Annotated in this window: 13 protein-coding genes; 8 read left to right on the forward strand and 5 right to left on the reverse strand. The window is 34.6% G+C overall.

Features of this window, described 5'->3' with window-relative positions; all coding sequences use genetic code 11:
• Nucleotides 1–55: 55 nt before the first annotated feature.
• From ACM595_RS09715 to ACM595_RS09725, 3 genes are all read left to right on the forward strand, one after another.
• Nucleotides 56–619 (forward strand): helix-turn-helix transcriptional regulator, encoded by a 564-nt coding sequence (locus tag ACM595_RS09715; RefSeq protein WP_002484368.1) that lies wholly within the window; start codon nt 56–58, stop codon nt 617–619.
• A gap of 109 nt (nt 620–728) precedes the next feature.
• Complete coding sequence (locus tag ACM595_RS09720; protein ID WP_075340075.1) at nt 729–1,487, forward strand: MerR family transcriptional regulator; 759 nt, start codon at nt 729–731, stop codon at nt 1,485–1,487.
• 302 nt (nt 1,488–1,789) lie between these two features.
• On the forward strand, nt 1,790–1,885 hold the full coding sequence (locus ACM595_RS09725; protein ID WP_002441941.1) for a type I toxin-antitoxin system Fst family toxin: 96 nt from the start codon (nt 1,790–1,792) through the stop codon (nt 1,883–1,885).
• Nucleotides 1,886–2,191: 306 nt separating this feature from the next.
• On the opposite strand, the gene ACM595_RS09730 is transcribed toward ACM595_RS09725, so the two are convergent.
• The 4 genes from ACM595_RS09730 to ACM595_RS09745 all read right to left on the reverse strand — a co-directional run bounded on the left by ACM595_RS09730 (nt 2,192) and on the right by ACM595_RS09745 (nt 4,965).
• Nucleotides 2,192–2,329 carry a hypothetical protein gene (locus tag ACM595_RS09730; RefSeq protein ID WP_002484366.1) on the reverse strand — a complete coding sequence of 46 codons (138 nt, stop codon included), beginning with the start codon at nt 2,327–2,329 and terminating at the stop codon, nt 2,192–2,194.
• Between the two features lie 244 nt (nt 2,330–2,573).
• On the reverse strand, nt 2,574–2,729 hold the full coding sequence (locus ACM595_RS09735; protein ID WP_075340076.1) for a FeoB-associated Cys-rich membrane protein: 156 nt from the start codon (nt 2,727–2,729) through the stop codon (nt 2,574–2,576).
• 12 nt (nt 2,730–2,741) lie between these two features.
• A complete protein-coding gene (feoB, locus tag ACM595_RS09740) occupies nt 2,742–4,736 on the reverse strand; it encodes a ferrous iron transport protein B (protein ID WP_129303665.1) in 1,995 nt (664 codons plus the stop codon).
• Nucleotides 4,729–4,965: a FeoA family protein gene (locus tag ACM595_RS09745; RefSeq protein ID WP_037539168.1), complete on the reverse strand. Its 237-nt coding sequence runs from the start codon at nt 4,963–4,965 to the stop codon at nt 4,729–4,731. The genes feoB and ACM595_RS09745 overlap by 8 nt, the downstream gene beginning before the upstream one ends.
• Nucleotides 4,966–5,340: 375 nt before the next feature.
• Between ACM595_RS09745 and ACM595_RS09750 the strand changes: the two genes are divergently transcribed.
• Nucleotides 5,341–5,640, forward strand: a complete 300-nt coding sequence (locus tag ACM595_RS09750; protein ID WP_011304021.1) for a hypothetical protein — start codon at nt 5,341–5,343, stop codon at nt 5,638–5,640.
• 466 nt (nt 5,641–6,106) lie between these two features.
• Here the strand turns inward: ACM595_RS09750 and ACM595_RS09755 are convergent, their stop codons facing one another.
• A complete protein-coding gene (locus ACM595_RS09755) occupies nt 6,107–6,940 on the reverse strand; it encodes an aldo/keto reductase (protein ID WP_041080289.1) in 834 nt (277 codons plus the stop codon).
• Nucleotides 6,941–7,232: 292 nt separating this feature from the next.
• Here ACM595_RS09755 and ACM595_RS09760 point away from each other — a divergent pair, with 292 nt between their 5' ends.
• The 4 genes from ACM595_RS09760 (at nt 7,233) to ACM595_RS09775 (ending at nt 13,670) form a co-directional block, all read left to right on the forward strand.
• Nucleotides 7,233–8,654, forward strand: coding sequence for an APC family permease (locus ACM595_RS09760; RefSeq protein ID WP_075340078.1), 1,422 nt, complete (start codon nt 7,233–7,235; stop codon nt 8,652–8,654).
• A gap of 598 nt (nt 8,655–9,252) precedes the next feature.
• Complete coding sequence (locus ACM595_RS09765; protein ID WP_069822135.1) at nt 9,253–10,827, forward strand: CoA-transferase; 1,575 nt, start codon at nt 9,253–9,255, stop codon at nt 10,825–10,827.
• A 17-nt stretch (nt 10,828–10,844) separates the two neighbouring features.
• Nucleotides 10,845–12,371, forward strand: coding sequence for a class I adenylate-forming enzyme family protein (locus ACM595_RS09770; protein ID WP_002484360.1), 1,527 nt, complete (start codon nt 10,845–10,847; stop codon nt 12,369–12,371).
• 90 nt (nt 12,372–12,461) lie between these two features.
• The gene (locus tag ACM595_RS09775) at nt 12,462–13,670 is read left to right on the forward strand and encodes an acyl-CoA dehydrogenase family protein (protein WP_011304013.1); all 1,209 of its coding nucleotides are present in this window, start codon (nt 12,462–12,464) and stop codon (nt 13,668–13,670) included.
• The last annotated feature ends 21 nt before the right edge of the window (nt 13,671–13,691 follow it).

Consider the following 13,691-nt stretch of genomic DNA (forward strand, 5'->3'; position numbering starts at 1 on the left):
CTTTGATAGTCTTATATTGAAAATCATCATAATCTCTACTTAAAGGAGCAGAACAATGAATTTAGGACATCAAATTAAATATTATCGGCAACGCGATCATTTATCTCAAGAAAGTTTAGCTGAAAAATTATATGTTTCACGACAAACAATTTCTAATTGGGAGAATGATAAAAGCTATCCAGATATTCATAATTTATTGATGCTAAGTTCATTGTTTGATGTTTCTTTAGATGACTTAGTCAAAGGAGACGTGGAGATTATGGAGCGTAAGTTGAAAGAAAGCAGATTTAATCTATCCTCGCATTTAATGATATGGCCGATGTTGATAGCAGGAATATTAATTGGACCTGCGATGTATTACTGGGGAGCATTTGGTTTAATACTAGAAATATTATTATTAGGTACTGGTATTATTGCATCATTTAAGGTAGAGCGTTTTAAGAAATCATATCAAATACAAACCTATGATCGTATCGTAGCTTTTATGAATGGAAAGGAACCAAATGAAGTACATTCATCTAATTTAAGAAATTTAATTACTTCGATATATAGTTTCGTATTAGTCGTGGGTATTTTTATCGCAGTTGTATTAATTAGTATATATCTATTTAAGCCATAAGTATGATATAAAACATGTGGATGATAGTTCGATTTTTAAAAATTAGAAATTTCTCCTTGAGGTTGACGTAACGTAAGGGTGTAACGTGTTATTTGTCAGGAGGTGAATTATGGAATATACCGTAAGTCAATTAGCTAAACTATCAGGTGTAAGTCCTCGCACATTGCGCTATTATGATCAAATTGGATTGCTTAAACCAGATAGAATCAATTCACCAGGATACCGGATATATGGCAAAGAACAAGTAGACATGCTTCAACAAATTATATTCTATCGAGAGTTGGATGTAAGTATTGAAGAAATAAAGAACATCGTTCAACAACCTGGATTTGATCAAGTAACTGCTTTAGAAAATCATTTTCAAAATTTAAAACAAAAGCGTGCACACCTCGACAAAATTATAGAAACCGTTGAAAAAACCATTGCGTATACGAGAGGAGAAATTAATATGCAAGATAAAGAAAAATTTGAAGGATTGAAAGTACAAGCAATTCAAGAAAACGAACGTGAATATGGTACTGAAATCAGAGTAAAATACGGTGATAAGTCTGTAGATGAAAGTAATGCAAAATTTAAAGATATGACTGAAGCGGAATATAATGAATGGCGTAAATTAGAGAATGAAATTATTGAGTTATTACCCAAAGCATATCAAACCGACGATCCATCATCTGAAGTTGCGCAAATGTTAGCTGCGAAGCATAAAGCATGGTTAATGTATACATGGTCTGATTATACTAAAGAAGCACATGCAGGTTTAGCTGAAATGTACGTGGCTGATGAACGATTTTCTAGATATTATGATAAATATGTAGAAGGTGGTGCTCAATTTTTAAGAGATGCCATAATCGCTTTTGTTAAGAAATAAAGATAGATAAGACGGCGGGATGTCTTAGATAATGTCTTTTGAGCTATAGATTATATATTAATTAAGAAGTTAGACAACACAACGTTGTTTAGCTTCTTTTTATTATTTCGGGATGGTAAAAGTAGGGAGTTAATCAATTTTAAGTTTATAGTTTTTGGTAGTAAAAGTGTTGGAAATGAGGCATTCTTTAATATGCTTCAACGTAGTTTAAGTAGGTACGCTGATACATTAGCAGGTGGTATAATAATAGAGTCGCCTTAACTTCCGGCGGGCGATATTTTCGGCGGAAGGAGGTGTTTAATATGCTTATGATCTTCGTTCACATCATTGCACCAGTCATTAGTGGCTGTGCAGTTGCGTATTTTACTTATTGGCTTAGTAGTAAACGCAATAAATAGAAGGCGACGTTAAGCGGCATCAAAAAATCCCCTCACTACCGCAAATAGTGAGGGAATTGGTGCTTATATGCATATAACCTTCGTTAATTGAATTATAACATCATAGTGCGTAGGAATGCAAAATCGAAATTGTGAAATATAAATATTTAATATAAAGGGAATGGGATAGTAGAAATATATACTTAACTATTTAAGTGAAAGATTTTATATAACCTTTATAAGCGTAACAAAAACACATGCAATATTATGCATGTGTTTTAATTTTTTATTGACTTTATACCTAAAAAAACGAATGTGTATGATATATCACCAATTAATAAGACCTGAATCTAATTTATATGATTTAACAGCATTTTTGCTTTGTTTGTCTTCACTATTTGAACATGCTGCAGCTAAGAGGAGTGTAGAAATTAGTATGGCAATAACTTTAATTGCATTTTTCAATTGATTCCCTTCTTTCTAATTGTATAAATATAGTTTACGCTAATTGATAATAGTTATCAATTGAATGTTTTAAATATAAATTAAAAATATTCCGTAAAAAATATAAAACACCAAGTTTAATGGGTATTATTATATTGAAAAGTTGAGTTATTTTAATAATTTATATAAATAAAAAAGGTACGGTAGACATATGGCTATCTGCTGTACCTCTTTTTAAATTTCTATTTAATTGTTATGCCGAAAGTCATTTAAAGTTCACTTTTTCACTGGTGTGACAACCTTCTTTTATACCACAAGACGTACACTTACCGGCTTTTGATTTTTTCAAGAACCTAGTGAGCGCATAAATCGTGTAACTGAAAATAGCCACAATAATGAAGATGTTGATGATTAATGTCATAAAATCACTTCCTTACATAAATAGATGACCGATTTGATAGAATACCAGTGTCAAAACGTAGGCAGTAATCAGTGGATAGGCGACTGCGAAGACGGTCCATTTTATAGAATAGGTTTCTTTACGAATCGTTGCGACCGTGGATAAGCACGGAATATACAATAGAATGAAAATCATAAATGCATACGCTGATAAAGGCGTAAACTGGTGTTGAATAATATTAACTAATCCGGATTCATCAGATGCATAGATAATGGCCATTGAACTTACGATGACTTCTTTAGCAAGGAAACCAGGTATTAAAGTTGCGCCTGCTTGCCATGTACCGAAGCCTGATGGGGCGACTAAAATGGCAAAGAAGCTACCAATTGAATGTAAAAAGCTATCATCTACATCGACATTGAACCCACCCGGGCCAGTATAATTGAGTAACCAAATGACAACAGAACCAGCGAAGATAAAGGTACCGGCTTTTTTAACGAATCCTTTAGCTTTTTCCCAAGTACTTCTCCAAAGTGTTTTACCTGATGGCATTCGATATGTTGGTAACTCGACAATAAATATCGAATCATCATTTTTCATTACTGTTTTAGTAATCATTACACTGGTAGCCAAGGCAGCCACGATACCTAATACGTATAGGCTAAGGACGATAAGGGCTTGATGTTGTTCGAAGAATACACCAACAAATAATGCATAGACGGGTAAGCGCGCAGAACATGACATGAAAGGTGCGATTAAAATGGTTGTGAGACGTTCTTTTTCACTTTCAATACTACGCGCTGCCATAATGCTCGGCACATTACAACCAAAGCCAATAATCATGGGAATGAAAGATTTACCACTTAAGCCAAAGACTTCCATAATACGATCCATGAGCACAGCGATACGTGCCATATAACCTGAGTCTTCAAGTAAAGAAATAAAGAAGAACAGCACTAAAATTTGTGGTACGAATACAATAACCGCACCTACACCAGCGATAATGCCATCCGTAATTAAATCTTGTAAAAATGGAAATAATCCTATGTTATCCATGACGGATTTAACTGTGTCGGTGAGTGTACCACCTATGAATTCGTCGATTTGGTCTGATAGGGGTGTACCAACCCATGTAAATGTAATTTGAAATATCAGCCACATAATGCCTAGAAATATTGGAATACCTAAAATTTTATGAGTTAAAATTTTATCTAAGTGTGAAGAGAAATATTGACGGTCTTCGTCTGGATAAGTGATAGCACCTTCTAATAAATTGTCTATATAAGCGTTACGTTTTTGTTGGATTGTTTCTCTAATAGATAGCGTTAATGGAGCGGCTAATTGTTGACGTATAGGCGCTATGATATCTATTAAATTTGTTTCAAGGAGGTCTAGCACTTTGGGATTGTCTAACAAGAATTGAATGGCGATAAATCGATAAAGGTGTGATTCAAAGGTACAATGTTGTTTTAAATGTTGCATTATTTTAGTGATTGTTGCTTCAATATCAGCACCATAATCAATATGTAAAGGACGATGGTTAGATAGACGATGATCTTTTAAAGCATTTAATAATTGTTGTGTGCCTTTACCATTTCTTGCAATGATAGGCAGCAAAGGTAATTTTAATTTTTTAATCAATGCACTTTGATCAATATGAATGCCTCGTTTTGCAGCGACGTCTACCATATTTAACCCGATAATCATTGGTGCGCCTAATTCCATTAACTGTACCGTAAGTTGCAAGTTACGTTTTAATTGACTGGCATCTACGATATTGATCATGCCAGAAAAAGATTCGTTTAATAAATAGTCAGTCACTACGGTTTCATCTTTGGAAATCGGCGATAATTCATAAATACCAGGTAAGTCTATAAGATTCCCAGCATTTGATTTAAGACGTCCGACCTTCTTCTCTACCGTTACACCGCTCCAGTTACCAACGTATTCGTATGTACCAGTGAGTGCATTAAATAATGATGTTTTTCCTACATTAGGATTTCCAATAATACAGTAATGATTAGCCATGAGATTCCTCTAAGAAAATCTGACATGCGTCACAACCACGAATACTTAAATTTTGACCATTCATTTCTAAAATGCAGGGTCCCTTAAATAAACATTTTTGTTTGATTTTTATCTTGGTTCCATGAGTTAAACCTAATGCATGGAGACGCTGAAGCATGTGCTTGTTTCTAATTTTTAAATCAGTTACTGTGTAATTTTTTTCTAAAACGCCAGTCTTTAAATTCAACATATACATCACTCTTTCACAATAATAATCATTATCAATTATATAATTAGGTTTAGTGCAATAGAAGTGGTATAAATATTAAATTTATGAACATTTTGTTAAACTTTATTGCTGTATGCATACAACTTTAACGTGGATAATGATATTAAAAAAAGGGTATAGAAAAGTGAGCAAAGAGATTGTATTTACTTATATGTAATATTACACTATAGATACTATCGAAATATGAAACAATAATGTTTTACCTTGAATGTGTACATGACTATACATAATGATTAACGGCAACTAGGTGATTTGATCTCAATCCAATAAGTAGCAGATGTGATAAAAATGAAGTTGATGTTTGTCAAATGCACATGAATGTTAGGAGGGATTCAAATGGCTATCCGTGAAAATAAACGTATTAAAGTAAAAAGAGTAAACGAAACACGTTCAAATGGTATTTCTGTCATGATTGAAGAGGGTGGATTGGGAGCCGATCAATACTATCAGATAGAAAAGCAAAATGCGAAGACCTCAGAAGAACATTTGCATCAATTTGAACATGAAGTCAGCGAGAAAAGCGACGTAGAATTGGTTGATTTATTAATTATTAATGCACAAGAAAGTACAAATCGTGAATATAATGAAGCATTAAAAGTGATACAGTTAGAAGTGTTACAACGCATGAAGCATTAATCGTATAGTGTACTGTATGACCTGCTGAAATAGAATACCAATAAACTTTGGAATGAAGTAACGATACGCTAAAGTTTATTGGTATTTTTTTAATGTTAAAATAAACGCGTATGAAGTATAACCTACAAATCTATTGTAAATTCAAAGAATTAGGGTGAATACATGTATAATCCTCAAATCAAAACATTTATTAAAGTTGCTGATTTAGGAAGTTTTAATTAATTACAGAATGAATAGCATCTTTTTTCAAAGACAACTTAGAATTGAAAATAACGGAGAGGGACAAAAATCCAATTTTCTAATAGAGATTTTGTAGTCCTACCTATGCAATCAAGGCAAGGATGACTAGAATTGAAAAAAGCTTGATACAAGGGTATTTTCAATTCAGTCATCTACTGCTTAATTGAAAAAGAGCCTTAGACATCATTAAATGTCTAAGGCTCTTTTATGAGGAAAAATGAGTATACTATCCGTTGAATTCTAAAGGATTTGGTCCAATTCTATGATCTTGATTTAACGCATCGATGCGTGCGATTTGTGCTTGCGTTAATGAAAAATCAAATATATTTATATTTTCTTCGATTCTATGTGGTGTGACTGATTTAGGTATAGTCACCACACCATGCTCAATATTCCATCTGATAACGACTTGAGCTGGGGATTTTCCAATTTCATCAGCGATTGCGACGATTGTCTCATCTGTAAGAATTTCAGCATTCATTAAAGGAGACCAAGATTCCATTTGAATAGATTCAGAAGCAAGATAATCTCTTAATGATTGTTGTATAAGGTATGGATGGAATTCCACTTGATCGATGACCGGTTTGATAGAAGTATGTGCTTTTAAAGTTTCAAGGTGTTCAATATCAAAGTTACTGACACCAATATTTTTGACTTTTCCATCATTATATAATGCTTCCATGCCTTCCCATGTTTTTATCATTAGCGACTGATCAGTACCTGGCCAATGAATAAGATAAAGGTCTAAGTAATCTAAACCTAAAAGTTTTAATGAAGTTTCATAACCTACTTGAACGTTATCTTTACCGTAGTGGTCTAACCATAATTTTGATGTGATAAACAAATCTTCTCTTTGAATACCAGCTTCAAGGATGCCTTCTTGAATGCCCTGACCGACCATTTCTTCATTACCGTATACGAAAGCAGCATCAATACTACGGTAGCCACTAACAATTGCATGTTTAACAGCATCCTTTGCCGTATCATTATTTTCCACTCTAAAAACGCCTAAACCTAGTTGAGGCATCGTATGTCCATTATTAAATGTTGTATATTGCATCAAAAAACTCCTTTTTATCTAAATTCGTAATATGACGATAATTATTATTTTAAAGGGCATACTTTAAAAAAGTAAGTACGCACTTTAAAGTACCCGTGCAATAGATAATGCCAAGAAAATAAGTGATGTAAAAAAGTCCCTGAATATAAGGTGGGTGATTAACGGATAACTTTGTAAAATATATGAAAATACAATAAAAGTTAATTCTTTCTTCAATAGCATATACATCAGATTCAAAAATCATTATACTTAAAAACATGTTTGTTTTAAAAATAGCAAGGAGAAGTAAAAAATGAATCTTATACAAAGCTTATTACGAAAAGAAGATGTATCTCGATATCAAAATAAAGATGCGCATCTAGAACGTACACTCCGTGTAAAAGACTTTTTAGCGCTAGGTGTAGGGACAATTGTTTCTACAGCGATTTTTACACTGCCTGGTGTTGTATCAGCAGATCATACGGGGCCATCTGTCAGCTTATCCTTTTTAGTGGCGGCGATTGTTGCTGCAATGGTCGCATTTGTCTATGCTGAAATGGCAACGGTAATGCCTTTTGCGGGTTCTGCATATACTTGGATTAGTATTTTATTTGGAGAGTTCTTTGGATGGATTGTTGGATGGGCATTAATTGCTGAATATCTGATTGCCGTATCCTTCGTTGCTTCAGGTTTTTCTGCTAATTTAAGAGGGCTGTTAGACCCCTTCCATATTTCATTACCGAATTCACTTTCTAACTCATTGGGTACGGATGGCGGTATCTTAGATTTGATAGCAGCAGTCGTCGTTGTTATTACTGCCTTGTTATTATCTCGTGGAACTTCTGAAACAGCACGTGTTCAAAATATATTAGTAGTACTTAAAGTACTCGCGATTTTTTTATTTATTATTGTAGGGGTATCAGTGATAAATCTTGGAAATTATGTTCCGTTTATACCTGAATATAAAGAAACTGCAGCAGGTGCATTTGGAGGATGGCAAGGTATTTATGCTGGAAGTTCAGTCATCTTCGTAGCATATATCGGTTTTGATTCAATAGCAGCTAATTCTGGTGAAGCGATTAATCCACAGAAAACAATGCCAAGAGGTATACTAGGTTCGCTACTGATTGCCGTAACGCTCTTTATTGTTGTAGCTCTTGTGCTAGTCGGTATGTTTGACTATAGTTCATATAAAAATAATGCAGAGCCAGTTGGTTGGGCATTACGTACAAGTGGTTATGGTACGATTGCTGTCACTGTTCAAGCCATTTCAGTTATTGGTATGTTTACTGCCTTAATCGGTATGATGTTGGCTGGTTCCCGTTTATTATATTCATTTGGTCGGGATGGTATCCTTCCGTCTTGGCTTGGAAAATTAAACAATAAAAATCTACCGAACCGTGCATTGATTGTACTTTCTATTGTTGCTGTAGTTATTGGTGCAGTCTTTCCGTTTGGTTTCCTTGCACAATTAATTTCTGCAGGTGCTTTGGTAGCATTTATGTTCGTTACGGTTGGTATCTATGCCTTACGTAAGAGAGAAGGAAAAGATTTGCCAATGCCAGCATTTAAACTACCATTTTATCCAATCATGCCAATCATTATCTTTGTGTGTGTATTCGCTGTATTTTGGGGCTTAAGTGGACAAGCTAAGCTCTATACATTGATTTGGTTTATCATTGGTATTGTGTATTATCTATTTTATCTAGTGAAAACGAATCGACAGCAAAAATAAGTAGTTCAAATAAAAATAAAATGATTCAATTGAGCAATAGCATTCACAGTAATTAACATTGAAGTTGCTATTGGTAGTGTAAGTTGAGTGATATTATAACCTTTATCTATAAGGCCCCTCGTTAATTTAGTTTAGTAGTATTTATTAAATTATACGAAAGGGCCTTATTTTTTTAAAAGCATTGTGATATAAAAGGATAACAAACTTATGCGAATGCTACAACTATATAAAATGTTTATAAAAGCAACGATGTATAAAAATAATTAATATTTTTGTAACGAAAATATTAAATAATATAATGTCGAAATCTAAGTTTTAAAAAAATAGAAATGCTGTAAATAATCACCATTAATATAGTAAATATGATGAGTCAAATAGACGAGATGTGTTAAAACATTGATTTGAATTTATTTATGCTCAAACCGCGTTATAAAGACATAAAATAGTTAATCTTTATTTGTAAAATTTAAAATTTTTGCATAATTTTCAAAAATAATGGTATATTACATGTAAGGGTTTACATTTATATAAAAAGGAGCGCTTTTTAAAGGGGAAAGCTTATAACAGATTGGATTAAATAAAGATAGGAGACACCTATATGAAAATTATTCCATTTTCAAAATTGACAAGCATCATTAATAAAGGTGATGTTATAGCTCTGGCAGCCTTATCAACGGCTAATTTACCAGCTGAGATACTCAAAACGTTAGTCGAATATAATGATGAAGATCAATCGTTTACAGATTTTACATTTATGTTAGCAAATGATATTAGTGATTATCGTGGCGATAGCTATGACTTAGATGCGTTTACAATAAGGGGTATGATTAAGCGATTAATCACAAGTATCATCACAGCGTCACCGGCAACAATCAATGCAATGCGCAATAACGAGATTGAAGCGTATTACTTACCTCAAGGCGTGATTACCACGCATTACAGAAGTAAGACGCAAGCATCACCAGGTACCATATCTAAAATTGGCCTGAACACCAATGTTGATCCTAGGTATACAGGTGGTAAAGTCAATGAGCGCACGACCGAAGATTTAGTCTCGTTGATTGAAATTAATCACCAGACATATTTACAGTATGACTTTCCAGACATAGATATTGCGCTATTAAGAGGTACATATGCGGACATGGATGGCAACATATACATGACACATGAAGCACATCTTGGTGAAGGATATAGCTTAGCATTAGCAACACATAATAATCGCGGAAAAGTGATTGTACAAGTTAAAGCAGTTGTTCAAAATGGTAACTTTAATCCCAATGATGTATTTATTCCAGGAAAACTGGTCGATTATGTTGTTGTAAACACGAATCCTAAACTGCATAGGCAAGTGATGCAAACGCAATATGATCCAGCACTATCAGGACATTATCAAATTACAGAAATGCGAGAACCATATATAGCATTAGGTACCCGTAAAGTGATTTTGAGACGTGCGGCTCAATTTTTATTAGAGGGTGACGTAATCAGTATTGGTTTTGGCATAAATAATGAATTATCTAATGTCTTATCGGAAGAACAAGTCAATCATTTAGTTCAGCCTAATATTGATACGGGCGTATTTGGTGGATTAATCAGTAGTCGAGAACACTTTGGTATGAATTACAACTTGAGTGCACGAATGAGACATGATATGACTTGGGATTTTATCTATAACAATGGCTTGGATGTTGCCTATTTAAGCTTTGCTGAAGTTGATCAGATGGGTAATGTCAATGTGTCTAAGTTTGGTGAAAAAATGAACGGCTGCGGTGGTTTTATAGATATTAGTCAAACAGTAAAGACAATTGTATTTTCAGGAGCGATGGTTGTTGGGGGTCAACTATCATACGAGAATAATAAAGTAACTGTAGAAGCGCAAGGACGCGCTACAAAATTTGTGGATAAAGTGGGTAGTATGGATTTCAATGCTGAAAATGCAATTAAATTTAATCAAGAGGTCTACTTCGTAACGGAACGTGCAGTATTTGAATTAACGCACAAGGGTTTAAAACTTATTGAGATTGCACCAGGTTTAGATTTAGAACAAGATATTTTAGCCAACATGGCTTTTAGACCGATTCTTTCTGATGATATCAAGCTAACACAGAGTGATATCTATCAAGCGCACTGGGGAGGATTGGCTCAAGCAATTAAGTCGGATTATCGTATTTAAATAAGGGGGAGAAAAATATGAACTACGACTGGATTAAAACAAGAGCAACGTTTGACGAACCAAAAGCAGCGGTCATTGATCCATTCAAAGGTACAGAATGGACATATCAAGATTTAAATATTAGAGCAGAGAACTTGGCGAATTATCTACAAGAACAAGGGGTTCAACGTGGTGATGTTGTTGGTATTTTTTCACCAAATGATGTTGCGCTATTAGACCTATTGTTTGCTTCATTCAAACTAGGCGCTGTGTATTTGCCCATTAATTGGCGATTAAAGACACAGGAAATTGAAAGCGTGATTGCTGATTCTGATGTGAAATTAATATTTTATTCAGCAAAGCATTTATCAAGTTTAGAAGGCATCGCAGATGAACTGATTCATATGGATATTGATTCTAAGACATATGATGATATCGTTGATCCAACCCATCATCGTCCTTTTACAACGGTTAGTGTTGAAGGTGATGATTTAGCATCTTTAATGTACACGAGTGGTACGACAGGATTACCAAAAGGCGTAATGTTCTCTTATGATTCATTTGTAAATAATCCAATTACCATAGCATTGACATACAAAGTATACGCTTCCTATACAACCATTATTTCAACACCGATGTTTCATGTACTAGGATTTAATGACTTAACGATTCCATTATTAATGGCAGGTGGAACATTGGTATTACAACGGTACTTTAACGGTGAATCATTAAATGATTTAATGGCTCAATATCAACCGAATTTCTTAATTCAAATCCCAACGATGTACTACGCCATGTTGGTTGCTGACAACTTTGATTTAAAGAACTTTGCCAATATTGAATTCCTCATACAAGGGGGGGCAGCGCCTTTACCAACTGTACAGAAAAAATTTGTGAGCTTGGGAATTCCTATTATTACAGGTTATGGTTTAACAGAGGCACCACTTGTCAGCGTCAATACAGCAGCGAATAACGAACGTAAACCAGCGAGTATTGGGCAACCCGTGATGTTCACAGATATCCGTATCTTCGATGATCATTTTGAAGAAGCACAAGTTGGAGAAATTGGAGAACTGGGCGTTAGAGGTAATAATGTGACGCCAGGTTATTGGAATAAACCAGAAGAAACAGCCAAAGCATTTAGTGGTGAATTTTTCTTAACAGGAGATTTAGCCAAGATAGATGAAGATGGAGATGTTTATATAGTGGATCGCCGCAAAGAGATGATTATTACTGGCGGTGAAAATGTTCTCCCTTCCGAAGTTGAAAGGGTACTATCAGAACATCCACTTGTCGCTCAAGGTGTTGTGGTCGGTTATGATAGTCCGAAATACGGGGAGTCAGTTTCAGCAGCAGTTGTTTTAACAGAAGATGATCCAGATTTTGAACAGAAATTAGATGCACATATGCGAGAACATATTGCGGGTTATAAAATACCGAGATTGTATCTCAAATTAACACATATTCCATTAAACTCAACATCGAAACCAGATAAATTAGAAATTCAAAAATATATGAATGACAAAGCGCAAAAGCAAGACCAAAGTAAAGACGAATTAACATAACCCGTCGATTTGAAGCAGGATGTATTTAAAAGTTGGAAAAATTTTTAAGTGTAAATGTAAGCGCAATCATAATAAATGGAGGTTTATATTATGCCAACAAAAGAAGAAGTAATCAAAGCATTATACCCAGAAGATATTTTAAGTATCGCAAAAGATTTAACGGAAGGAGAAGTGAAATTATTAAAACAACTTAACGATATGTTAGAAGAAAAATATCGTGATTCTGTTAATGAACATTGGTTAAATGCAACTGAGCCTGAAGACTATTTTGAGGAATTAGGAAAATTAAATTACTTCCAAAATCCATTGCTTTTTGAGGGACGTGAAGGCGAAAAAACGCCTAGCCAATTATTCCAATTCTTTATGTCGTATACAATAGCGAAATTTGATGTATCTCTAGCAACATTACTCGGTGTACACCAAGGACTCGGTCATAATTCATTTTGGTTTGGAGGCAGTAAAGAACAACAAGCTTACTATTTACCGAAATTACAATCACATGAATTACGTACCTGTTTCGCATTAACAGAACCCGAACATGGCTCTGATGTTGCTGGCGGTCTTGAAACCACTGCCAAACGAGATGGTGATAAATGGATTATCAATGGACAGAAGAAATGGATTGGCGGTGCCAATGTAGCAGATGTGATTCCAGTCTATGCAGTTGATGTAGAAACTGGCAAACCTAAAGGCTTTATTATCGAACCCAGTCAAGAAGGTGTCGAAATCGATGTGATTGAAAATAAAATTGCCTTACGTATCGTACCGAATACAAATATTCATTTGAACAACGTAGTCGTCAAAGAAGAACAACGTCTACAAAACATTAATAGCTTTAAAGATATTGCACGAGTACTTTACTCAACACGTGCAGGTGTTGCATACATGGCGACAGGCGCTATGGCAGGTGCGTTAAAAGCCACAACAGATTATGTAACGAAGCGTAAACAATTTGGTAAAGAAATTAGTAAATTCCAGTTAATTCAAGAGAAATTAGCCATGATGCAAGGAAATCTTGCACAAGCCATGGCAACATGTGCACAATTGGCGCGCATGCAGGCAAATGGAGAATATGATGAAGTGGCTACTTCTACAGCTAAGATGATGAATGCCTTACGTCTAAGAGAGTCTGTTGCGATGGGCAGAGGGGTTCATGGCGGAAATGGTATTCTAGCTGGTGAGTATGATATTGCCCGATTCTTTGCGGATGCAGAAGCTATCTACACATATGAAGGTACACATGAAATTAACGCACTTGTCATAGGCCGTGCATTGACAGGTGATTCCGCGTTTATCTAATAGATGAACGCATTGATATAA

Source organism: Staphylococcus sp. LKG3-1, assembly GCF_048568385.1.
Classification (GTDB): Bacteria; Bacillota; Bacilli; order Staphylococcales; family Staphylococcaceae; genus Staphylococcus; species Staphylococcus saprophyticus.

Coding starts and splice junctions, on each gene's coding strand:
- ACM595_RS09715 (WP_002484368.1), top strand. CDS start 56: ATGAATTTAGGACATCAAATTAAATATTATCGGCAACGCGATCATTTA.
- ACM595_RS09720 (WP_075340075.1), top strand. CDS start 729: ATGGAATATACCGTAAGTCAATTAGCTAAACTATCAGGTGTAAGTCCT.
- ACM595_RS09725 (WP_002441941.1), top strand. CDS start 1,790: ATGCTTATGATCTTCGTTCACATCATTGCACCAGTCATTAGTGGCTGT.
- ACM595_RS09735 (WP_075340076.1), bottom strand. CDS start 2,729: ATGACATTAATCATCAACATCTTCATTATTGTGGCTATTTTCAGTTAC.
- feoB (WP_129303665.1), bottom strand. CDS start 4,736: ATGGCTAATCATTACTGTATTATTGGAAATCCTAATGTAGGAAAAACA.
- ACM595_RS09745 (WP_037539168.1), bottom strand. CDS start 4,965: ATGTTGAATTTAAAGACTGGCGTTTTAGAAAAAAATTACACAGTAACT.
- ACM595_RS09750 (WP_011304021.1), top strand. CDS start 5,341: ATGGCTATCCGTGAAAATAAACGTATTAAAGTAAAAAGAGTAAACGAA.
- ACM595_RS09755 (WP_041080289.1), bottom strand. CDS start 6,940: ATGCAATATACAACATTTAATAATGGACATACGATGCCTCAACTAGGT.
- ACM595_RS09760 (WP_075340078.1), top strand. CDS start 7,233: ATGAATCTTATACAAAGCTTATTACGAAAAGAAGATGTATCTCGATAT.
- ACM595_RS09765 (WP_069822135.1), top strand. CDS start 9,253: ATGAAAATTATTCCATTTTCAAAATTGACAAGCATCATTAATAAAGGT.
- ACM595_RS09770 (WP_002484360.1), top strand. CDS start 10,845: ATGAACTACGACTGGATTAAAACAAGAGCAACGTTTGACGAACCAAAA.
- ACM595_RS09775 (WP_011304013.1), top strand. CDS start 12,462: ATGCCAACAAAAGAAGAAGTAATCAAAGCATTATACCCAGAAGATATT.